Here is a 20,920-nt window from a genome sequence, read left to right on the forward strand (position 1 = left end):
TCAATAATTAGAACCAAATCAATAAATATTGTATACAGGAAGTCTTTTGCATTCAGGTTACGAATTACTTCTTCCGAATCCACATGTTCTAAAGCATCGGAAATCCCTATCGATTCTTTAATTAAATAAAAACCTAAAAAATTGATTAAAATGAAGATAATCAAAATTAAAGGCCGGTATTTTTTTATACGTTGATTCATTAAATAAAGATATCATTAACTTATTTGATGTCATCCCAAATGCTATAATCAACAATTTTTGTAGGGATCTGCTGAACGTATTCTGTAAAAGGTTCACAAGGTAGAATTGCATCTTTCCCTTCTCTTGCCAATTCCTGATACAGTTTGGTTCCTTCCGTTTTCCAATGAATCATCTCATCGGAAACATCGCGGATGACTTTTGCTGGACTTCCTACAATGAGTTTTCGAGGTTCACATCTAAAATTTGCAGGAACAAACGCTAAAGCACCAACAATAGACTCATCTCCGATGTATGCTTTATCCATTACAACAGCATTCATTCCAACCAAACAATTTTTACCAATATGCCCGGAATGGATGATCGCTCCATGACCAATATGTGCTGATTCTTCTAAAATAGTTTCAATCCCCGGAAAAACATGAAGCGTACAATTTTCCTGAACGTTTGCTCCGTCTTTGATAATAATTTTACCCCAATCTCCACGAATAACCGCATTTGGACCTATATAAACTTCTTCGCCAATTTCTACATTCCCGATAATCACCGCTTGAGGATGAATATACGCCGAAGGTTTTATAATAGGACGAATTCCGTGGTATGAATAAATGTTCATAAAATTAATTTATTATTAAATTCTTTTGTCTTGAAACAAAAATTCAAATTTGTAAACTTTTATTCTAAAATTGAAAAATTTGCTTAACGTTAAAAGTTTAGAACTCATTTTTAGATACGTTCAATTACCATTGCATAACCCTGACCTACTCCGATACAAAGGGTACACAATGCATATTTTTTATTTTGTTTATTTAATTCTAAAGCAGCCGAACCAACGATCCTTGCGCCTGAAACTCCAAGTGGATGTCCGATGGCAATCGCTCCTCCGTTTGGATTTATTCTTGAATCATCATCTCTTAATCCTAACGTTCTTGCTACTGCCAAAGCCTGAGCTGCGAATGCTTCATTAAGTTCAATAATATCCATATCATCCAGACTTAGATTCAATCTTTTTAATAATTTGTTCGTCGCTTCTACCGGACCTATTCCCATGATTCTAGGCTCAACACCAGCAACAGCAGAACCTACAATTTTAGCAATTGGCTTTAAATTGTATTTTTTAACAGCTTCTTCACTGGCCAAAATAAGAGCAGCTGCTCCATCGTTCATTCCTGAAGCATTTCCAGCTGTAACCGTTCCTTCTTTTCTGAAAGCAGGACGAAGTTTCCCTAATCCTTCCATAGAAGAAGTAGGCTTAATGAATTCATCTGTATCGAAGATTTTTGGTTCGCCTTTCTTTTGAGGAATTTCTACGGCAACAATTTCTTCTGCTAATCTTCCGCTTTCCTGAGCCTTTGTAGCTTTTTGCTGAGACCAAAGTGCAAATTTGTCCTGGTCTTCACGGCTGATTTGGTGAATGTCTGCTAAATTTTCAGCCGTTTCTCCCATTCCGTCAATTCCATACATTTCTTTCATTTTAGGATTGATAAATCTCCATCCGAAAGTGGTATCAAACATCTGGCTGTCTCTGCCAAAAGCGGAACTAGGTTTTGACATCACATAAGGAGAACGTGTCATATGCTCTACTCCTCCTGCAATATAAATTTCACCTTCTCCCGCAGAAATTGCACGGAAAGCATTGGCAACAGCGGACATTCCAGAAGCGCAAAGACGGTTTACCGTTTCTCCACCTATTTTATATGGAAGTCCCGCTAATAAAAGTCCCATTCTAGCCACATTTCTGTTATCTTCACCTGCCTGATTGGCACATCCCATGATAACATCTTCAATTTCCTCTACAGGAACTTCAGGATTTCTTTTTATAATTTCTTTTAAAACTACCGCCGCCAAATCATCCGCACGAACCTCTGAAAGTCCTCCTGATAATTTAGAAATCGGTGTTCTTATATAATCTATGATGTATACGTTATTCATTTATTTTACTTTATGCTATAAGCAGTAAGCTTTGCCAATTTTAAGAAAAGCTTATGGCTTATCACTTATTTATAATTCTATTACTTTCTTTCCTATTTTATAAACCGTTCCGACGAATTTTGCAATCAATTCTTCATTTTGATTGGTAATTTTAATGTCATAAACAGCTGTTTTTCGGGTATCATTTACCAAAATACTTTCTGCTCTGAAAACATCCCCTTCTTTTCCTGCTTTGGTAAAATTAATAATACAATTCAAGGCAACGGCTGCATCTCCGGAATTATTAGAAGAAAATGCCAAAGCAGAATCTGCAAAAGCAAATGTAACCCCACCATGAACCGTTTTTAGCCCATTAATCATTTCTTTTTTGATGGGCATTTCTATTAAACAATAATTTTCTTTTACTTCAATCATTTTGATATTCATCCATTGGGAAAACTCATCCTGATTGAACATATATTCTGCTACTTGTCTTGGATTCATTTTAATTTACACTTGTTATTTCTACATATAATTCTTCGACAAATTTGTCATAAATATTCATTGTCTTACCAAGAATTATTTGTTCATATGATAGATTTTCAGAGTTAGACGAATTTTCAGATTGATAAGAGGCAGTCAAATCAATTCCGTTTTCCTGAGCCAATCTTTTGATAACTTCTCGATATTTTTCGTTAAACTTTGTTAGCAACCCAAGCCTTTCCTGATAATCACTTATCGACGATAACTCCTGAGCTATATATTCTTTTTCGGTGAGAAGTCTTGTTTCTAACTCTACTCGAAATCCATCTAAATCCATTTTTTTAATGTAATAATGTGAAAGTTTACTAATAAGATGCTTCGACAAGCTCAGCATAACAATAAAACTATTATCCTAGTCAACCGACACATTTACAATTTACGTAATAACGGGCTTTGTCTGTATCTTTCTTCCTGATATTCTTCGTAAAGATTTTGCAGGGTGTCTGAAATTTTATCGTACCCAATTTCTTTTCCCCAACTTAGCAAACCTTTTGGATAGTTGACTCCTTTTTGCATTGCCAATTCAATGTCTTCATCATTAGCAACACCTAGTCTTTTTGCTTCCACAGCCTCATTGATCAACATGGAGATAATTCTCATAAATATTTGTTGATACAATGCTTCATTCCTCTCCGCAACAGGTTTTTCCGCTCCTTCACTGTAATCATAGAATCCTTTTCCTGTTTTTCTACCATGAAGTTTCGCTTCAGACATTCTTTGCTGAAGTAGAGATGGTTTATATTTTGGGTCATAGAAATAATCTTTGTAAACAGTTGTTGTTACAGAGAAATTGACATCTACACCTATTAAGTCCATCAATTCAAAAGGCCCCATTTTAAAGTTTCCTAGCGTTTTCATTGCCTCATCAACCTGTTCTGGCGTTGCAATGTTTTCTTCCACAATTCTCAGTCCTTCTCCATAGTAAGGACGAGCGATTCTATTAACAATAAAGCCCGGAATATCTTTAGCTATTACCGGAGTTTTACCCCAATCTTTCATAAGATTGTAAATCTGTTCAGGTAATTTTTCTTCTGTAAGCAAACCAGGAATAACTTCAACCAAAGGCATTAATGGAGCCGGATTGAAGAAATGAATTCCGATAAAACGTTTTGGATTTTTGAGTTCTGAACTTAAAGATGTGATGGAAATTGAGGAAGTATTAGAACCTAGAACACAATCGTCTGAAATATACGATTCCAGCTCTGTGAATACTTTTGTTTTTATCTCTTTATTTTCGATAATAGCTTCAATGATAAGATTGCAATCTGCAAAATCTTTTAATTCTTTAGCTATCGAAATATTATTAAAAATTTCATCTTTTCTATCCGATGAAATTTTATTTTTTTCTACTAATTTGTTTAGCGTTTTTTCTAAACCCTGAACTGATTTTTCTGCTTGGTCAGCGTTGGCATCATATACCAAAACTTTACAGTTATTTGTTGCTGCTACCTGAGCAATCCCGATACCCATAGTTCCGGCACCGATAATTCCTACATTTTTCATGCTGTATAATGTAAAAAGTACAATGTAAAAAGTATTTTAGATGTACATGTTGTGTCTTGTACATTATACTTTCTACATTGTACAAATTTTTTATTTCCCTTTATATTCCGGTTTTCTTTTTTGTAAAAATGCGGTTACTCCTTCAGTAAAGTCAAAAGTTTCGGCTGCTTCCTGCTGTAATTCTGCTTCCATATTCAATTGCTCTTCCAAAGAGTGCTTGTAAGAATATGCAAATGCTTTTTTAGTAAGAGTGAATGCTCTGGTTGGCATATTGGCAATATTGTCTAATATTTCTAATGAAGAATTTTTAAACTCAGCTTCGTTGAATACCTCAGCTACCAAACCATAGCCTTTTGCTTCCTCAGCAGAAACTTTCTTTCCTGTGAAAGCTAAATATGTAGCCAACTGACGACCTAAAAGCTTGGGAAGATAGTAAGTACCTCCCGTATCAGGAATAAGTCCTATTTTTGAGAAGGCTTGTGAAAAATATGCTGTTTCTGATGCCAAAACAAAGTCGCAGATAAGTGCCAACATCGCTCCCGCTCCTACTGCAGGACCATTAACTAACGCAATTACAGGTTTTTTACTTCTTGTAATGGTAGTTACCATCGGATTATAATAATCTAATACGATTCTTTTGATGATATCCTTTTCATGAACATCTTTCCCAACCGTAAACGCCTCATCTAGGTTTTGACCAGAACAAAATGCTTTACCATGTCCTGAAATAGCAATACATCTCACTGTTTCATCATTGTTGCAGTCTTTCACAAAATCTGTCAATTCTTTGATGGTAATTTTGTTCAAGGCGTTCATAAACTGAGGCTGATTGAGGTAAGCTATTTTAAGTTTGCCATCAAAATGCGTTTCGATATCAAGTTGTGTATACATAATCTGTATTGGTTATTAATAAGTTAATATAAAAATGATTATTTTATAAAACTAATCATTTTTAATGACATTTAAAATAGTCAAAAGGTTCTAAACAGTCTAAACACTGATACGAAGCCTTACATAACGTAGACCCGAATCTGCTAATCTGTTTCGTATGCTCAGAACCACAACGAGGACACTTTTTAGGTTTTCCTATGTGATTTTCATCTGCTCCTTTTTCAGGAGGGGTAATTCCGTAAACACGAAGTTTTTCTCTCGCCTCATCTGTTAACCAATCTGTCGTCCAAATCGGAAACATTTTGGTTACAACCTTCACATCCCATCCGTTTTCTTTCATCAACTTTATGATATCCTCTTCTATATTGAACATAGCAGGACATGCAGAATATGTCGGCGTAATAACAACTTCACAAGTATTTTCACCTGTAATATTCGCTTCTCTTACAATGCCCAATTCCACAATATTGATTACCGGAATTTCCGGGTCTGGAATCGTTTCTAATAATTCTAAAGGATTTTTCAATCTCTTTTATTTTTTGTTTTTACCAAGTACAACCTGGATATGCTCTCTGCATATATTGCAATTCACAAAGAATATATCCGAAATATTCTGTATGATATCCCGTTCTGGATTTAGGCTGCATAAATGAATTTGTAGGATATTCTAATCCGAAATCTTGAAAATCTTTTTGAGTAATTGTTACAAATTCTTTGTACAACTCATCAACATTAGGAACGATATTTAAAGCTATTAAATCATCTTCTCCTTCTACTTTCGCAAATAAACCTTTGGTGTATTCCCAAATATTTTCAACAGCACTTACTAACCTTGTTTTACTTTCTTCGGTTCCCTGAGCAAAAATTTTCATCCAAGAATTTGCGTGAGTATAATGATACTTAACCTCTTTCAAGGATTTTTGAGCAATAGCAGCCAATTCTTCATCAGCAGAATTTGACAATGCCTGATACATCAATTTTTGATACACCGCAAAAACATAAACTTTAAGAATAGTCTGAGCATAATCTTCATTAGGAAGTTCCGTCCAATGCGCATTTACATATTCGTGTTCATATCTCAAAAATGCCAAATCATCTTCAGTTTGACCATTATCAGCAAGTCTTGAAGCATATTGATAGAAATTATTTGCCTGACCTAGTTCATCTAATGCAATATTCGTTAATGCAATATCTTCTTCCAGATATGGACCTTCACCGCACCATTCAGACAATCTTTGCCCCATGATAAGACTGTCATCTGCTAACTTTAATAAATAATTATATAGTGGATTCATTTTTATAAGAATTTAGAAATTAGAGGTTAGAAATTAGACTAAATTCTAGAATCTAACTTCTAATTTCTTTTTACATATTTTTTACATCGTTAGGAATATGATAAAAAGTTGGGTGACGATATAATTTGTCATCAGCAGGATCAAAAAACGCTTCCTGATCCATCCCTTCCGAACTTACAATATATTTACTTGGAACCACCCAAACGCAAGTTCCTTCTTTTCTTCTCGTATATACGTCTCTTGCATTCTGCAAAGCTAATTCTGCTGTTGGTGCCTGAACTGTTCCGGCGTGTTTGTGAGATAACCCTGGTTTAGTCTGAATAAACACTTCCCACATATCTAAATTTGCCATAATTAAATTTTAATTTAACAATTTATATTACTTCAGTTTGTTGTTTTTTTGCAAAAGCTACTGCTGCTTCTTTTACCCAAGCATTTTCTTGCTGAGCTTTTACTTTTGTCTGTAATCTTTTCTTATTACAAGGTCCGTTTCCTTTCAAAACTTCCATAAATTCGTCCCAAGGAAGTTCACCAAATTCATAATGACCTGTTTCTTCATTCCATTTTAAATCTTTATCCGGAACTGTTAAGCCTAAAAACTCAGCCTGAGGAACCGTAACATCAATGAAACGCTGACGTAGACTATCATTACTTTCACGCTTCACTCTATAATTCATAGAAATTTTTGAGTTTGGAGAACTATCATCATTAGGTCCGAACATCATCAAAGCCGGCCACCAAAAACGATTCAAAGCAGCCTGAGCCATTTCCTTTTGTTGTTTTGTACCTCGGCAAAGAGACATTAAGATTTCATATCCTTGTCTTTGGTGGAAAGACTCTTCTTTACAAATTCTCACCATCGCTCTGGAATAAGGACCATAAGAATTCCCCATCAACATTACCTGATTCATAATAGCGGCACCGTCTACCAACCAGCCTATAGCACCAATATCCGCCCAACTTAATGTTGGATAATTGAAAATACTTGAATATTTTGCTTTTCCAGAAAGCATATCATTATAAGTAGCATCTCTGTCTGCAGAAATAGTACCGTTTCCTAAAGTTTCAGTAGCAGCATAAAGGTATAATCCGTGCCCTGCTTCATCCTGAATTTTTGCTAAAAGAGCCATTTTTCTTCTTAGAGAAGGCGCTCTGGTAATCCAGTTGGCTTCAGGCAACATCCCTACCACTTCGGAGTGTGCATGCTGCGAAATCTGACGAACCAAAAGTTTTCTGTAATCATCCGGCATTACATCTTTTGGTTCTACTTTGTTTTCTTCGTGAACGTATTGAACAAATTTTTCTAAGTCCATAATTTTTTCAATTTAGCAATGTATCAGTCTAGCAATGTACCAATGATTGTTACACTGGTAAATTGTTATATTGTTACATTAATTTTTAAACATCATAATTAAGCATCACCACATTCGTAGTCGGGTGACATTGGCACGTCAGAACATAGCCTTTGGCTACTTCATCTTCGGTAAGAGCAAAGTTTTTCTCCATAAATACCTCTCCTTCTAAAACCTGTGCTTTACACGTACAACAAACTCCTCCTTTACAAGCGAAAGGGACAGGAAGTTGGTCTTTCAATGCTTTATCAAGAATACTTTCTTTTTTAGAATTAAGATGGAACGAATATTCATCATCATCAATGATTACCGTAACCATACTTTCAATATTCGCAATTGCTTTGAATTCTTCACTCATTTCCTCAGAGTTTTCCTCATCCGGCGCAGTGAAATATTCATATAAAACCTGAATTGCAGGTACTTTTTTGTCTTTCTTTAAATAATCAGAAATACCTTTAATCATTTCTGCTGGTCCGCAGATAAAATAAGTTGAATCCTGAACATTAATATCTGAATATCTTTCAAATAAATGCTCCAGTTTTTCCGGTGAAATTCTACCTTCAAAAACAGGGTCTTCATGTTTTTCACGGCTTACAAGATAAACAACCTTCAACCTCCCGTTGAATTTTTCAACCAACTGATCAATTTCAGCCTTTTTCATTACATGATTCATGCTTCTGTTACTGTAAAACAGATATGCATTAGAATTTGGCTCCTGATAAAGGCTTTCTTTAATATTTGATAGAATCGGGCTAATACCACTTCCTGCTGCCAAACCCACATAAGTTTTCGCATTCGAAGGGTGATAATTTGTATTAAAACTTCCCATCGGAGGCATTACTTCAAGGATTTCATCCATATGAAGATGTTCATTGAAATAACCAGAAACTTTTCCTCCTTCCAACAATTTCACCAATACTTCCAAGGTATTATTTTTTTCACTCGGAGCATTGCAGATAGAATAAGAACGTCTTTCTTCATTTCCGTCAATCATTAATCGGAAATTAAGATATTGACCTTGCTTAAATTTGAATTTATCCTTTAATTCTTCAGGGATTTCCACCGCCACATTTACTGCATCCGGAGTATCTTTCTGAACTTTTACAGTTTTTAGTTTATAAAATGAATTCATTTTTTCTTTAATATTCTATTAATTTTTCCACCTTCGCATTTAGGAAGGGTATCTTGACCATGAATTTTTACTTTAGTTGTAATACCAACTCTTCTTTTAATTTCAGCCTCTACTCCGTGACCAAAATTTTCTATAAAAGTAGTATATTCTGGGCTATTGAGTTCCAAATGTTGTGCTTTTAAAAAACCATCCTCTATTTCTACGTCTACATCCAATGCTACACACATCTGTTCCTTTTCAATAGGAGTTAAATAATAATTAGGAACCACGCCTTTCACATGAGAAAAAGCATCTTCAATCTGACTTGGATATACATTTACCCCTCTTACAATCAGCATATCATCTGCTCTTCCAAGAATAGGTTTCATTTTCACCATTGTTCTTTTGGCATTCTCATCATAATAAAGACTGGTAATATCATTCGTCCAATAACGCAATAAAGGCATTGCTTTTTTAGTTAAAGTTGTAATTACCAAAACGCCTTCTTCTCCAAAAGGAACAGGTTGTTTTGTTTCTGGGTCTAAAATTTCAGGATAAAAATGATCTTCCCAAATATAAGAACCTCCTTTTTCCTCAAAATCCTCCATTGAAACACCAGGTCCGATGATTTCACTCAACCCGTAAATATTAGTTGCATGTACACCTAATCTTTCTTCAATATGCTGTCTGATAATTTCCGTCCAAGGTTCTGAACCTAAAACTGCATATTTTAAACTAATTTCATCTGCTGAAATTCCTCTTTTACCAAATTCGTCAGCAATTGTCAAAGCATATGAAGGCGAACAACATATTACTTCAGGTTTAAAATCTAAAATCAAATCTACCTGTCTTGTTGTCATTCCTCCGGAAATAGGCAACACACTCATTCCTAATTTTTCAGCTCCATAATGAAGACCAAGTCCGCCTGTAAAAATACCATAACCATAAGCATTATGCAACTGCATTCCTGGTTTTGCTCCGGCTGCATTCAAAGATCTTGCTACTACTTCACTGAATAAATCTACATCTTCCTTAGTATATCCTACAACTGTTGGCCTACCTGTTGTTCCGCTTGAGCAGTGAATTCTCTGCAATTCATTTTTAGGGACGGTAAATAATCCGAACGGATAATTATTCCTTAAATCTTGCTTATATGTTATCGGTAATTTTGAAATATCTTCAATTGACCTTATTTCCTGAGTCGATATTCCTAATTCATTAAATTTATTTTTATAAAAATCTGACCTATCCGCAAGATAACCGACCAGATTTACCAATCGCTCAGATTGAAGCTGCCTCAACTGAGTAAGCTCTAAATATTCAACTGAAAAATCCATACCTTAACTAACTAACATTTGTTAGGCGTAAAAATAAAAAGATTTTGCTGGTCTCACAAAATTTTTATGATTTTTGTCATATTTTGAATAATTCTAAATTAGGTAAATATATAGTACGAATATGATATTATTCGAAATAAAAAAGTCTTTAGAGGAGAAAACCCTCGACAGTAAATACAATTTCGTCTGACATTCAAAATCACTTCTGATTTCCAAGTAACCCAAAAAGAACTTTATCTCTAATTTCATTGGTAATTTCAGAAGTAGATTCAGTATTTCTTCTAAACCAAAAATAAGAGTTATTTAAGGTATGAAGGATAAACCTTGTTGTAAATGCTGGAGACTTCAATTCCCAATTTTCTGATTGATAAATCTCAGAAATTAATTTCTCAACTTCTAACTGATAATTCCTTCTTAGTTCCACAAATTCAGAAAGTCTTTCTTCAAGATGCTTCCACTCATTAGAATAGATATGGGTAACATCTCTATTCTTATGAACCACCGACAAATGCTTATCTATGAATAAATTCAGCTTATCTTTTGGAGGAATATCAGTATTCTTAACTTTTTGAAGTTCAGCAAAGAAATCATGAGCAATACCGAAGCAAATCCACTCCAGAATTTCTTCTTTTGAATGTATATGCGCGTACAAAGAAGCCGCCTTAATATTAAGCTTTGTCGCTAAATCCCTTACAGAGCTACCCATATAACCTTTCTCCTTGAAAAGTTCTACAGCAACATCCAATATTTTCTTTTGTTTTTCTTTTAGCTCCATCAGAACGCAAAAGTAATTATTTTGATTTAATCTCTGATTTTTTAACATACAAAAGCAATAATAATTTAATCTTAACAATTAAAACTGACGATTTTTCCATTATTTAAAATAATATTTATAAAAATCGGAAAATTTGTCAACTAAAAACTACCCAAACAATACAATATTCGGAAAATTTGTCTTTTTATTTTAAAAATTTAATAATTGAATAGTTTTTGAGATACAGTAATCGAATTAAATGATAAATAATTGATGGCATTAAGAAACTAAGCCTGAAAATTTGGTTTCTTGATGTTTCAAAAATCTGACCAGACTAATTATTGCAAAAATTCTAAAAATATGAACTTAAATCAATATACCGTAAAATCACAAGAAGCCATCCAAGCAGCACAACAGGTTGCAATGGAATTTGGCAATCAGCAAATTGAACCTCAACATTTACTTGAAGGAATATTTCAGGTAGATGAGAATATATCCCCTTTCTTACTAAAAAAATCAGAAGCAGATGCCGCTTTGATAAGAGAGCGCAATCGTGAAAACCTGGAAAGACTTCCGAAGGTACAGGGAGGAAATATTTACCTTTCACAATCAGCCAACAAAGTTTTGCTTGATGCTCCGAACATTGCTAAGAAAATGGGCGATGAATATGTAACGATTGAACATTTATGGCTTTCTCTTTTAGAAACCAATTCAGAAGTTTCAAAAATGCTGAAAGATATGGGTGTTACAAAAAATCTTTTGGAAGGCGGGATTAAAGAATTAAGAAAAGGAAGTAAAGCCACTTCTGCAAGTTCGGAAGAAACTTATCAATCCCTAAATAAATATGCTAAAAACTTTAACGAATTAGCCGCAGAAGGAAAACTCGACCCTGTTATCGGTCGTGATGAAGAAATCAGAAGAGTTTTACAGATTCTTTCAAGAAGAACTAAAAACAATCCAATTCTGATTGGTGAACCCGGGGTGGGTAAAACAGCAATCGCTGAAGGAATTGCACATAGAATTATCAGTGGAGACGTTCCTGAAAATTTAATGGACAAGACTCTGTATTCCTTGGATATGGGAGCATTGATTGCCGGTGCAAAATATAAAGGTGAGTTTGAAGAACGTTTGAAATCTGTTGTAAATGAAGTCATCAAATCTGACGGACAAATCATCCTTTTCATTGACGAAATTCACACTTTAGTTGGAGCCGGAGGTGGTGAAGGTGCGATGGATGCTGCCAATATTTTAAAACCTGCTTTAGCAAGAGGAGAATTAAGAGCAATCGGAGCTACAACTTTGAACGAATATCAAAAATATTTTGAAAAAGACAAAGCATTAGAAAGACGTTTCCAGAAAGTAATGGTGGAAGAACCTGATACCGAATCTGCAATCTCCATTCTTCGTGGAATTAAAGATAAATACGAAGCGCATCATAAAGTAAGAATTAAAGATGAAGCCATTATTGCAGCCGTGGAAATGTCTCAAAGATATATATCAGACAGATTTTTACCGGACAAAGCGATTGACTTAATTGATGAAGCATCCGCTAAATTGAGAATGGAAATCAATTCAAAGCCCGAAGAGCTGGATGTTTTAGACAGAAAACTGATGCAGTTGGAAATTGAATTGGCAGCGATTTCAAGGGAAGGAAATCAAACAAAAATCGACCATTTAAAAGAAGATATTGCGAAAATTTCTGAACAAAGGAACGAAATCAATGCAAAATGGCTGAAAGAAAAACAAAAATCTGAGGATTTAACACAGATTAAAAAAGATATAGAATCCCTGAAACTAGAGGCAGAAAGAGCTTCAAGAGCAGGAGATTATGCAAAAGTAGCTGAAATACAGTACGGTAAGCTTCGTGAAAAGGAGGAAGAACTTTCCAAATTGGAAATTGAAATGCAAAATCATCAGAATGAACTCATTAAAGAAGAAGTAACTTCGGAAAACATATCTGAAGTCATTGCAAAATGGACAGGAATTCCTGTTACCAAACTTTTACAATCTGAAAGAGAAAAATTATTAAATCTTGAGACTGAACTTCATCACAGAGTTGTCGGACAGGATGAAGCTATTACAGCCGTTGCCGATGCTATCCGAAGAAACAGAGCCGGATTAAGCGATGATAAAAAACCAATCGGTTCATTCTTATTCTTAGGAACAACGGGTGTTGGTAAAACCGAGTTAGCAAAGGCTTTAGCAGAGTTTTTATTTGATGATGAAAACAATATGACAAGAATTGATATGAGTGAATATCAGGAAAGACACAGTGTTTCCAGACTTGTTGGTGCACCTCCTGGATATGTTGGTTACGATGAAGGAGGACAATTAACTGAAGCCGTAAGAAGAAGACCTTATTCTGTGGTGTTATTGGATGAAATTGAAAAAGCGCATCCTGATGTTTTCAATACTTTGCTGCAGGTTTTAGATGATGGTCGTCTGACGGATAATAAAGGTAGAGTTGTGAATTTCAAAAACTCGATTATCATTATGACCTCGAATTTAGGTTCGCATCTGATTCAGGAGAATTTTGAAAATATTACCGATGAAAATCAGGATGAAATTGTCGATAAAACAAAAGATGAAGTTTTCGATTTATTAAAACAAACCTTGCGTCCAGAATTCTTGAACAGAATTGATGAAGTGGTGCTTTTCCAACCTTTGAGAAAAAAAGAAATCGGAAAAATTGTGACTTATCAACTGAGAGGATTCAATGATATGTTAGCAAAACGAAATATCATCATGACAGCCACACAAGATGCCGTAGATTATCTGATGAATAAAGGCTATGACCCTGTTTTCGGTGCAAGACCTTTGAAAAGAGTGATTCAGCAGGAAGTTCTTAATAAATTATCCAGAGAAATTCTTGCAGGAAATGTGAATGATGGTGACAGAATTACTTTAGATTATTTCGAAGAAACAGGTTTAGTTTTCAGACCAACCGAATAACAAATAGTTTTTTTTTCATATATATTATTTTTGTAAGTAAGTGACGTATAAAAACATACGTCACTTACTTTTTTTCACAAAATATAGAATTTATATTATTTATATAGAAGTTATTCTTACATTTACTATTACCAAATATTATTAACTAAAAAAATCATTATTATGAAAAAATTAAAAAGAAATTCGTTAAAAACTATTTTAGGAGGAAAACTTGATTGCAGATGTAACATGATAACTTATTGGGACGGCTCTACAAGTGGAGGTCCTTGTGCAACAGATTATTGTTCGGAAATAAGTATTAGCTGTGGACAACCCGAATGTCGCCCTACCCTTACTGTAGAATAATATAATTATCATGTTATGAAAAAATTAACCCGAAAAAATTTAAAAAAAATTAACGGAGGTGCAGCAATAACGGAATGCCAGATAGACATGACCTGTCCTCCCGGATTATGTTGTAGTACAGGATTTATCTGTAGAGACCCTAAAAAGTATCCTTGTATTTAATTTACTTAACTTAAATAAAACCTGAGCGATGGAAGTTTTTCCATCGCTTTTTCTATTACTAAGCCCTCTAAATCCATTAGTTTTAATTAAAACAAAGCAATCCGTAAAATCACGGATTATAAATAGGAAAAAACCGTATCATTTAACATAAAATTTTTACGAAATTTGTATCATTAACTAACCCCCTACTTTAAAAGCTAACATTATGAAAACAAAACCTATTTTGAATGTTGAAGATATTTCGGAAGTATCTGAACCAAGTGTTTTATCTACCGATTTTGTTCAAAACTTAATTAATAATTATCGTGCAAATCAGTTACAAGCAATTAATAACGAAATGCAAACATCCGATGCACATTCTATTTGGTTTAGCTTAGAAAAATTGAAAAAGCTCATCAATGACATTGAAACTGAAACTCAAAAAGTAGACGAAAATATAAAAACACAGGATTTAGGTATAAGATTTTACTACGGAGCATATCCTAAAATTGAAAATTGGGACACAATGGAGGGATATCCAATACCTGACACTTATGCCGGAAAACACACTCTCGTTATGATTCCTACGATAAGCAGACCAGACGAAGAAGGAAATTATCTGAACTTTGATTTCAATCCTTTAAATCCCAATTCATATAACCAAATAAGCAATGAAGGAGGTTCGGTAATTGCAATGGCTTCAAGAAATGCACAAATAGGAACCCTTGCAGAAAACCATGGAGCTTTAGTACCCCCAGAAAAATCAAATGCTGAAATATTCTAAATTAAAAAACAAATACATAATTTAAAATTAAAAAAACACAATGACTGAGTTCCAAAAATTAACGTTTGATCTCATGTATGGTATGGAAGGAATTTCTGCCATTACAGCATTAATATTCTTTAATCGAATAAAGAATCAATATTGGAAATATTTTGTATTTTATTTAATATTCATTTTTTTATGTGAATCTGTAGGAGCATGGGGAGATAAATTCATGCATTACAACAAAGTAGCCTTTTACAATTACCTCGTAATTCCGGTTCAGTTTATATTTTTTTACTGGTTATATGCAGCTAAATCTTTCGAAAACAAAAAACTATTTTGGGGATTATCACTTGTTTATTTACTCTCATTTATCCCTAGTGAACTTATATTTTCAGGTAAGAAAATTATGTTTTCATTAAACTACACTTTAGGTTGCCTTATGTTGATGATTTTAGTTGTGATGGAATACTATAAACAAATTAACTCCTCAAACATTCTAAATTTTGATAAGAACAGAATGTTTTATATCAATTTAGGAGTAACATTATTCTACATCGGAACTCTGCCGTTTTGGACATTCTTGGATTTCATTAGTGATTACCGCGAAATATTTAATATCTATTTCGCCTATTTTCTGATTTCAGGAATTATTATGTATTTATTATTTTCAATTTCATTCATATGGGGAAAACAGAGCTCTTAATAACACTCATTCTATTCAACATATTTTTTGTGTTGTTTGTAACTGCCGTGATGGTTTACATCCGAAAATACAAACAGCGTAAAAAAGAATACCTTAATGAAATTGAAGTAAAAAACGAAATTCACAAACGAGAACTTTTGGCTACTCAGCTGGAAATCCAACAGGCAACAATGCAGCAAATCGGGAGAGAGCTTCATGATAATATAGGTCAGAAATTAACTCTCGTTAGTCTTTACACTCAGCAACTTTTATATGAAAATAAAGTTCCTGAAGTAAACGAAAGAATAGACCAGGTGTCTCAAATTATAAATCAATCTCTACAAGATTTAAGAAGTCTTTCAAAAACTTTAACAGATGACAACATTAATAAAAAGGAAATCGTAACTTTAATTCAGGAAGAAGTTGACAATACCAATGCTTTTAAAAAGTGTAAAGTAAATTTTGAACACAACTTTAAACAGCTCGACTTGGGATTTGCTCACAAAAATGTACTCCTCAGAATTACTCAGGAGTTTATTCAGAACAGTATAAAACATGCCAACTGCAAGAACATTTTTATCAAACTGAATACATCTGATGAATATCTTTGGGAACTTAATATTAAAGATGATGGTATTGGTTTTGATAAATCTACCATAAAATCAAACGGAATCGGACTTACCAATATGAAAAACAGAGCCGAAATCATCGGGGCAAATTTCAGTCTCGAAAGTCAGGAAAATCTGGGAACTACACTCAATATCATTTTAAAAAGATAACCATGAAAAAAACTATAGTAATTGTTGATGACCACGTACTTATCGCAAAAGCTTTAGAAGGAATTATTGATAATTTTAAAGATTTTGAAGTCATTTATGTTGCCGAAAACGGAAAAGATTTAATTCAGAAATTTGAAAATAATAATAAAATTCCCGACATCATTCTTCTAGATATCAGTATGCCAATTATGGACGGGTTTGAAACTGTTCTTTGGCTAAAGGAAAACCATCCGGACATTAAAGTAATGGCGCTAAGTATGCAAGGAGACGATAAAAGCGTCATCAAAATGATAAAGAACGGAGCGAAAGGCTATATGCTAAAAAATACTCATCCAAAAGAATTAGAAACAGCCCTTATAAAACTAAATACAGAAGGATTTTTCTATCCGGATTGGGCTTCAAAAATTATTTTCTCCAATCTAAACAACGGTGACAATTCGGAAAGCACAGTAAGAATATCTGACCGCGAAAAAGAATTCTTGAAATACACCGTAACAGAACTTAGCTATAAAGAAATTGCAGACAAAATGTGCTGCAGTCCAAGGACTGTTGAAAGTTACAGAGACCAACTTTGTGACAAGTTAGATTTAAAAACACGGGTTGGACTTGCCGTTTTCGCCATCAAAAACGGATTCGCAAACTAAAAGTAAATTCAAAATTTAAAAATTAGCTGAGATGTAATTAAACATCTAAACGATTAGTACAATTCAGTATACATAATCCAAACAAAATACATATAACGTAATTTTTTCAAACTAAAATTCAATATTAAGTGAATAAAATACAAAAAACTATTGCATAGTATTCCGAAATAATATAATTTCACACTACCAAATTATAATATATCATCGTATGAAAAGACTATTGTTCGGAGCACTTGTGCTTAGCGTTATGTCTGCTTGTAACAGCGACAGCATTTCAAATCAGGAAGAATTACAAAATCCAGACATTCCTTCAAATGTCACCACATCAAAAAGAGCTTGCCCTTCGGATCTAATGAGGGAAAAAATCTTAAACAGCGACCCATCCGCTAGAGCTAGGGTGAATGCAATTGAAGAATTCACAGAAAATCACATCAACAACATCAAAATGGGAAAAGTATTGGCAGACGGTACAGTAGAAATCCCTGTAGTATTTAATGTTGTTTATAAAACTACAGCAGACAATGTTTCTGATGCAAGGTTACAATCTCAGATTGATGTCTTAAATAAAGATTATTCAGGAACCAATTCAGATGTAAATAACACTCCATCAGAGTTTGCTGCCGTAAAAGCAGGAGACACAAAAATAAGATTCAGATTAGAAAAAGTAGTAAGAAAACAAAGCAATACTTCTATCTGGAATCCGGATGAAAACCTTATGAAATCAGCAAGTACAGGTATTGCGGCTACCTCTCCAAATAATTACTTAAACATTTGGATTGTAAATAACATGACTGACGGCACATTAGGTTATGCTTATTATCCTGGAACTATTACAGCCGCATTAGACGGAGTTGTTATAGCTGCACCATATATTGGGACTGGTTCCGGAACCTCGGCTCCTTACAATTTAGGAAGAACAGCCACTCACGAAGTAGGCCATTATCTTAATCTTCCACACCTTTGGGGTTCTAGTAATACAGGATGTCAAACAGATTATTCTAATGATACACCTGTCTCCCCTGGTCCAAACTTCGGAACACCATCATACCCTCTTTATCGTACATGTAGCGGAGTTAGTCGCTCACAAATGTTCATGAATTATATGGATTATGTGAATGATGCCGCCATGTTTATGTTTACAACTAATCAAAAACAAAGAATGCAAGCTGTTGTTGCTTCTTCAGGTCCAAGATCAGGATTAAGAGTTTACTAAAAGAAATTTCTTCATATTAAAAAAAAGCCTTCTTCAAAATTCGGAGAAGGCTTTTATTTTTTTTTTAAAAAAACAGAAAAATCAAATAAATCATAAAAATAATACACCACATACCAAAAAATACAACAAGTACAATAATTAGAATATTTTTAATTAAAAACACACAATAAGTCAAAATAATAAATTATAACATAAATACAAACAAGATAAATAAACAATTCAAACAAAAAACCATCAAACAGTGAAATATTATCAAAAATATATTGCGTAATAATTTTTTAAAACATAATTTCACACCCTAAAACTTTATAAAATAATATTAATTATGAAAAAAATCTTATTTGGCGCTCTTATACTGGGCTTAATGTCAGCTTGTAATAGCGATAACATTACTGAGCAACACGAAAACGAAGCAACAGCTGATAACGTTTCTTCAGGTAACATCACAGCAAGAGGTTGTGCATCTGAAGAAGTAAGAAAAGTAGCTTTGCAAAATAACCCGGAATTGAGGCAAAAATTCAACGAACTGGAAGCCAACACAGAAAAATTTATAAACAATAAAGCATTAGGAAAAGTTCTTGCTGATGGTACAATAGAAATCCCGGTTGTGGTAAATGTACTATACAAAACAGCTGCAGAAAACATTTCTGATGCAAGAATAGCGGAACAAATAGCTGTACTTAACGCTGATTACTCAGGAACAAATACGGATGCCACTAAAATCCCAACAGAATTTCAATCGGTAAGTTCTGGAGATACTAAAATAAAATTCAGATTGGTAAACACTGTTAGAAAAGCAACAACTAAAACAGGCTGGTCTACTAATGACGATATGAAAAAATCTGCTAAAGGAGGTATTGACGCTACAAACCCTACCAATTATTTAAACATGTGGGTAGTAAGCAAAATGACAAGTCAGGGAAGAACTATTCTTGGATATGCTACATTCCCTGAATCTGCCGGATTATGGAATGACGGCGTGGTAATTGCTGCTCCATTTTTCGGAAAAACAGGAGCTTCATCTCCTTTCAACTTAGGAAGAACTGCAACACATGAAGTGGGGCACTACCTAAACCTAAGACACATCTGGGGTGATGCTAACTGCGGAAATGACCAAGTAGCAGATACTCCTACACAAACTACAGCAAACTACGGTAAGCCTTCTTACCCATTATATAACACATGTAGTGGCGTACAACGTTCTGTAATGTTCATGAACTATATGGATTATGTAGATGATGCAGCAATGTTTATGTTCTCTGCAGGGCAAAAAACAAGAATGCAGTCTGTCGTTGATGCTTCAGGAGCAAGATCCGGACTACGAGTTTACTAAAACTAATATTCTTCATATTAAAAAAGCCTTCTCTATAGTTAGAGAGGGCTTTTAACTTTTATAATTTAAAACTGTAAATCCACCAAAACAGGAAAATGATCCGAAGGATACAACAAATTCTCCCTTCTATCATTAATATGTCTGTGAGATTTTATTTTAAACCCTTTTACAAAAATATAATCGATTCTATCTTTAGGAATTTCACTCACGTTAAAAGCTGTAAAAGTACCAATCGGCCCGTAATGTTTTGTTTCAGAATGATAGAAGCTATCTTTCAAATTTTTAGAAAGAATTTTAATCGGTTCTGTATCATCAGTTAAATTAAAATCACCACTCAAAATTACCGGTAAATTTTTAGGATTAATTTCTTTAATTTTCTTTAGAATCAATTCTGCAGACTTTACTCTTGCTACATTTCCGACATGATCAAAGTGAAGATTCATCGCTAAAAATTCTTTTTTAGACTTTTTATCTTTAAAAACCGCATAGCTACAAACTCTATTATAAGCCGCATCCCAACCTTTTGAAGGTTTATCGGGAGTCTCTGAAAGCCAAAAAGTCTCCGACTCCAAAACCTGAAGCCTGTTTACATCATAAAAAATTGCAGAAAATTCTCCTTTTTCTTTACCATCATCTCTTCCAACCCCAACATATTCATAGTTTTTCATCCCGTTTTTAATATCTTTCATCTGTTCCGGAAGTGCTTCCTGCACACCAAAATAATCAGGATGGTAATAGTTTAATAAATCCACAACATCCTGTTTTCTCTGCACCCAAGAATTTTCTTTATCAGAATCTATCTGAAGTCTGATATTAAAACTCATTACTTTCAAATTTTGTGAAAACCCCATTGTAAAAAACATTAACAATACTATAAAAAATCTAAAACCCATATTATATCTTTTCAACGATTAAAACACAAAAATAAAACTTCTCTCAAAGAGAGAAGCGTTAAATAAGCAATTATATCGTAAAATTATCTTTTTCTTCTTCCACAGCGATAAAATAATCCTGAAAATCTTTCTGAGAAACCGGCGATTCACTCTCCAGCTTTACCACTCCTATTGTTTTGTAATGAGCCATCGATTTTATCTTCTTTTTTTTAAGCTCTTTTTCCAAAGCCTTAATATCAATTTCTTTCTTTAAAACGGCTAAATAAGTTTTCAT

At 33.8% G+C, this 20,920-nt stretch carries 23 protein-coding genes; 8 read left to right on the forward strand and 15 right to left on the reverse strand.

Annotation, left to right across the window (positions count from 1 at the left end; genetic code table 11):
* Window positions 1-220: 220 nt before the first annotated feature.
* The 13 genes from OH806_RS11845 to OH806_RS11905 all read right to left on the reverse strand — a co-directional run bounded on the left by OH806_RS11845 (window position 221) and on the right by OH806_RS11905 (window position 10,916).
* On the reverse strand, window positions 221-814 hold the full coding sequence (locus OH806_RS11845) for an acyltransferase (protein WP_264743896.1): 594 nt from the start codon (window positions 812-814) through the stop codon (window positions 221-223).
* A gap of 110 nt (window positions 815-924) precedes the next feature.
* Window positions 925-2,130 (reverse strand): 3-oxoadipyl-CoA thiolase, encoded by a 1,206-nt coding sequence (pcaF, locus tag OH806_RS11850; RefSeq protein WP_264743897.1) that lies wholly within the window; start codon window positions 2,128-2,130, stop codon window positions 925-927.
* A gap of 69 nt (window positions 2,131-2,199) precedes the next feature.
* Window positions 2,200-2,613 (reverse strand): PaaI family thioesterase, encoded by a 414-nt coding sequence (locus OH806_RS11855; RefSeq protein ID WP_264743898.1) that lies wholly within the window; start codon window positions 2,611-2,613, stop codon window positions 2,200-2,202.
* 1 nt (window position 2,614) lies between these two features.
* Complete coding sequence (locus tag OH806_RS11860) at window positions 2,615-2,929, reverse strand: hypothetical protein (protein WP_264743899.1); 315 nt, start codon at window positions 2,927-2,929, stop codon at window positions 2,615-2,617.
* A gap of 92 nt (window positions 2,930-3,021) precedes the next feature.
* The gene (locus tag OH806_RS11865; protein ID WP_264743900.1) at window positions 3,022-4,155 is read right to left on the reverse strand and encodes a 3-hydroxyacyl-CoA dehydrogenase NAD-binding domain-containing protein; all 1,134 of its coding nucleotides are present in this window, start codon (window positions 4,153-4,155) and stop codon (window positions 3,022-3,024) included.
* Window positions 4,156-4,245: 90 nt separating this feature from the next.
* Window positions 4,246-5,046: an enoyl-CoA hydratase/isomerase family protein gene (locus tag OH806_RS11870; protein ID WP_264743901.1), complete on the reverse strand. Its 801-nt coding sequence runs from the start codon at window positions 5,044-5,046 to the stop codon at window positions 4,246-4,248.
* A 61-nt stretch (window positions 5,047-5,107) separates the two neighbouring features.
* Window positions 5,108-5,572 carry a 1,2-phenylacetyl-CoA epoxidase subunit PaaD gene (gene paaD, locus OH806_RS11875; protein ID WP_264743902.1) on the reverse strand — a complete coding sequence of 155 codons (465 nt, stop codon included), beginning with the start codon at window positions 5,570-5,572 and terminating at the stop codon, window positions 5,108-5,110.
* Between the two features lie 19 nt (window positions 5,573-5,591).
* Complete coding sequence (paaC, locus tag OH806_RS11880) at window positions 5,592-6,341, reverse strand: 1,2-phenylacetyl-CoA epoxidase subunit PaaC (RefSeq protein ID WP_264743903.1); 750 nt, start codon at window positions 6,339-6,341, stop codon at window positions 5,592-5,594.
* 70 nt (window positions 6,342-6,411) lie between these two features.
* Complete coding sequence (gene paaB, locus OH806_RS11885) at window positions 6,412-6,693, reverse strand: 1,2-phenylacetyl-CoA epoxidase subunit PaaB (protein ID WP_264743904.1); 282 nt, start codon at window positions 6,691-6,693, stop codon at window positions 6,412-6,414.
* Window positions 6,694-6,715: 22 nt separating this feature from the next.
* Window positions 6,716-7,654: a 1,2-phenylacetyl-CoA epoxidase subunit PaaA gene (gene paaA / locus OH806_RS11890; RefSeq protein WP_264743905.1), complete on the reverse strand. Its 939-nt coding sequence runs from the start codon at window positions 7,652-7,654 to the stop codon at window positions 6,716-6,718.
* 85 nt (window positions 7,655-7,739) lie between these two features.
* Entirely contained in the window at window positions 7,740-8,825 is a 1,086-nt protein-coding gene (locus OH806_RS11895) for a 2Fe-2S iron-sulfur cluster-binding protein (RefSeq protein ID WP_264743906.1), read from the reverse strand.
* Window positions 8,822-10,141, reverse strand: a complete 1,320-nt coding sequence (locus OH806_RS11900; protein ID WP_264743907.1) for a phenylacetate--CoA ligase family protein — start codon at window positions 10,139-10,141, stop codon at window positions 8,822-8,824. Before OH806_RS11900 ends, OH806_RS11895 begins: the two co-directional genes overlap by 4 nt.
* A 199-nt stretch (window positions 10,142-10,340) precedes the next feature.
* Window positions 10,341-10,916 (reverse strand): TetR/AcrR family transcriptional regulator, encoded by a 576-nt coding sequence (locus OH806_RS11905; RefSeq protein ID WP_264743908.1) that lies wholly within the window; start codon window positions 10,914-10,916, stop codon window positions 10,341-10,343.
* A 339-nt stretch (window positions 10,917-11,255) separates the two neighbouring features.
* Between OH806_RS11905 and clpB the strand changes: the two genes are divergently transcribed.
* From clpB to OH806_RS11945, 8 genes are all read left to right on the forward strand, one after another.
* Window positions 11,256-13,847, forward strand: a complete 2,592-nt coding sequence (clpB, locus tag OH806_RS11910; RefSeq protein ID WP_264743909.1) for an ATP-dependent chaperone ClpB — start codon at window positions 11,256-11,258, stop codon at window positions 13,845-13,847.
* Window positions 13,848-14,009: 162 nt separating this feature from the next.
* On the forward strand, window positions 14,010-14,192 hold the full coding sequence (locus OH806_RS11915; protein WP_264743910.1) for a hypothetical protein: 183 nt from the start codon (window positions 14,010-14,012) through the stop codon (window positions 14,190-14,192).
* A 367-nt stretch (window positions 14,193-14,559) separates the two neighbouring features.
* Window positions 14,560-15,117 carry a hypothetical protein gene (locus OH806_RS11920; protein WP_264743911.1) on the forward strand — a complete coding sequence of 186 codons (558 nt, stop codon included), beginning with the start codon at window positions 14,560-14,562 and terminating at the stop codon, window positions 15,115-15,117.
* 40 nt (window positions 15,118-15,157) lie between these two features.
* Window positions 15,158-15,805, forward strand: a complete 648-nt coding sequence (locus tag OH806_RS11925) for a hypothetical protein (protein ID WP_264743912.1) — start codon at window positions 15,158-15,160, stop codon at window positions 15,803-15,805.
* A gap of 29 nt (window positions 15,806-15,834) precedes the next feature.
* Window positions 15,835-16,563: a sensor histidine kinase gene (locus OH806_RS11930; protein ID WP_264743913.1), complete on the forward strand. Its 729-nt coding sequence runs from the start codon at window positions 15,835-15,837 to the stop codon at window positions 16,561-16,563.
* A 2-nt stretch (window positions 16,564-16,565) separates the two neighbouring features.
* Window positions 16,566-17,207: a response regulator transcription factor gene (locus OH806_RS11935; RefSeq protein ID WP_264743914.1), complete on the forward strand. Its 642-nt coding sequence runs from the start codon at window positions 16,566-16,568 to the stop codon at window positions 17,205-17,207.
* 208 nt (window positions 17,208-17,415) lie between these two features.
* A complete protein-coding gene (locus tag OH806_RS11940) occupies window positions 17,416-18,420 on the forward strand; it encodes a zinc metalloprotease (RefSeq protein WP_264743915.1) in 1,005 nt (334 codons plus the stop codon).
* 325 nt (window positions 18,421-18,745) lie between these two features.
* Window positions 18,746-19,753, forward strand: a complete 1,008-nt coding sequence (locus tag OH806_RS11945; protein ID WP_264743916.1) for a zinc metalloprotease — start codon at window positions 18,746-18,748, stop codon at window positions 19,751-19,753.
* Window positions 19,754-19,818: 65 nt separating this feature from the next.
* Here OH806_RS11945 and OH806_RS11950 read toward each other — a convergent pair whose 3' ends face one another.
* Both OH806_RS11950 and OH806_RS11955 read right to left on the reverse strand, forming a co-directional pair.
* Window positions 19,819-20,646, reverse strand: a complete 828-nt coding sequence (locus OH806_RS11950; protein WP_264743917.1) for an endonuclease/exonuclease/phosphatase family protein — start codon at window positions 20,644-20,646, stop codon at window positions 19,819-19,821.
* A gap of 70 nt (window positions 20,647-20,716) precedes the next feature.
* Window positions 20,717-20,920, reverse strand: coding sequence for a hypothetical protein (locus OH806_RS11955; RefSeq protein WP_264743918.1), 204 nt, complete (start codon window positions 20,918-20,920; stop codon window positions 20,717-20,719).

Origin of the sequence: Chryseobacterium oryctis (assembly GCF_025971925.1) — a bacterium.
Taxonomy (GTDB): domain Bacteria; phylum Bacteroidota; class Bacteroidia; order Flavobacteriales; family Weeksellaceae; genus Chryseobacterium; species Chryseobacterium oryctis.

Bases quoted from the DNA above. Each gene is read 5' to 3' on its own strand.
- paaC (WP_264743903.1), bottom strand. From the start codon at position 6,341: ATGAATCCACTATATAATTATTTATTAAAGTTAGCAGATGACAGTCTT.
- OH806_RS11905 (WP_264743908.1), bottom strand. From the start codon at position 10,916: ATGGAGCTAAAAGAAAAACAAAAGAAAATATTGGATGTTGCTGTAGAA.
- OH806_RS11915 (WP_264743910.1), top strand. From the start codon at position 14,010: ATGAAAAAATTAAAAAGAAATTCGTTAAAAACTATTTTAGGAGGAAAA.
- paaB (WP_264743904.1), bottom strand. From the start codon at position 6,693: ATGGCAAATTTAGATATGTGGGAAGTGTTTATTCAGACTAAACCAGGG.
- OH806_RS11920 (WP_264743911.1), top strand. From the start codon at position 14,560: ATGAAAACAAAACCTATTTTGAATGTTGAAGATATTTCGGAAGTATCT.
- OH806_RS11900 (WP_264743907.1), bottom strand. From the start codon at position 10,141: ATGGATTTTTCAGTTGAATATTTAGAGCTTACTCAGTTGAGGCAGCTT.
- OH806_RS11860 (WP_264743899.1), bottom strand. From the start codon at position 2,929: ATGGATTTAGATGGATTTCGAGTAGAGTTAGAAACAAGACTTCTCACC.
- OH806_RS11950 (WP_264743917.1), bottom strand. From the start codon at position 20,646: ATGGGTTTTAGATTTTTTATAGTATTGTTAATGTTTTTTACAATGGGG.
- OH806_RS11935 (WP_264743914.1), top strand. From the start codon at position 16,566: ATGAAAAAAACTATAGTAATTGTTGATGACCACGTACTTATCGCAAAA.
- OH806_RS11865 (WP_264743900.1), bottom strand. From the start codon at position 4,155: ATGAAAAATGTAGGAATTATCGGTGCCGGAACTATGGGTATCGGGATT.
- paaA (WP_264743905.1), bottom strand. From the start codon at position 7,654: ATGGACTTAGAAAAATTTGTTCAATACGTTCACGAAGAAAACAAAGTA.
- OH806_RS11845 (WP_264743896.1), bottom strand. From the start codon at position 814: ATGAACATTTATTCATACCACGGAATTCGTCCTATTATAAAACCTTCG.
- OH806_RS11870 (WP_264743901.1), bottom strand. From the start codon at position 5,046: ATGTATACACAACTTGATATCGAAACGCATTTTGATGGCAAACTTAAA.
- OH806_RS11940 (WP_264743915.1), top strand. From the start codon at position 17,416: ATGAAAAGACTATTGTTCGGAGCACTTGTGCTTAGCGTTATGTCTGCT.
- OH806_RS11855 (WP_264743898.1), bottom strand. From the start codon at position 2,613: ATGAATCCAAGACAAGTAGCAGAATATATGTTCAATCAGGATGAGTTT.
- OH806_RS11955 (WP_264743918.1), bottom strand. From the start codon at position 20,920: ATGAAAACTTATTTAGCCGTTTTAAAGAAAGAAATTGATATTAAGGCT.
- OH806_RS11945 (WP_264743916.1), top strand. From the start codon at position 18,746: ATGAAAAAAATCTTATTTGGCGCTCTTATACTGGGCTTAATGTCAGCT.
- OH806_RS11895 (WP_264743906.1), bottom strand. From the start codon at position 8,825: ATGAATTCATTTTATAAACTAAAAACTGTAAAAGTTCAGAAAGATACT.
- clpB (WP_264743909.1), top strand. From the start codon at position 11,256: ATGAACTTAAATCAATATACCGTAAAATCACAAGAAGCCATCCAAGCA.
- OH806_RS11925 (WP_264743912.1), top strand. From the start codon at position 15,158: ATGACTGAGTTCCAAAAATTAACGTTTGATCTCATGTATGGTATGGAA.
- pcaF (WP_264743897.1), bottom strand. From the start codon at position 2,130: ATGAATAACGTATACATCATAGATTATATAAGAACACCGATTTCTAAA.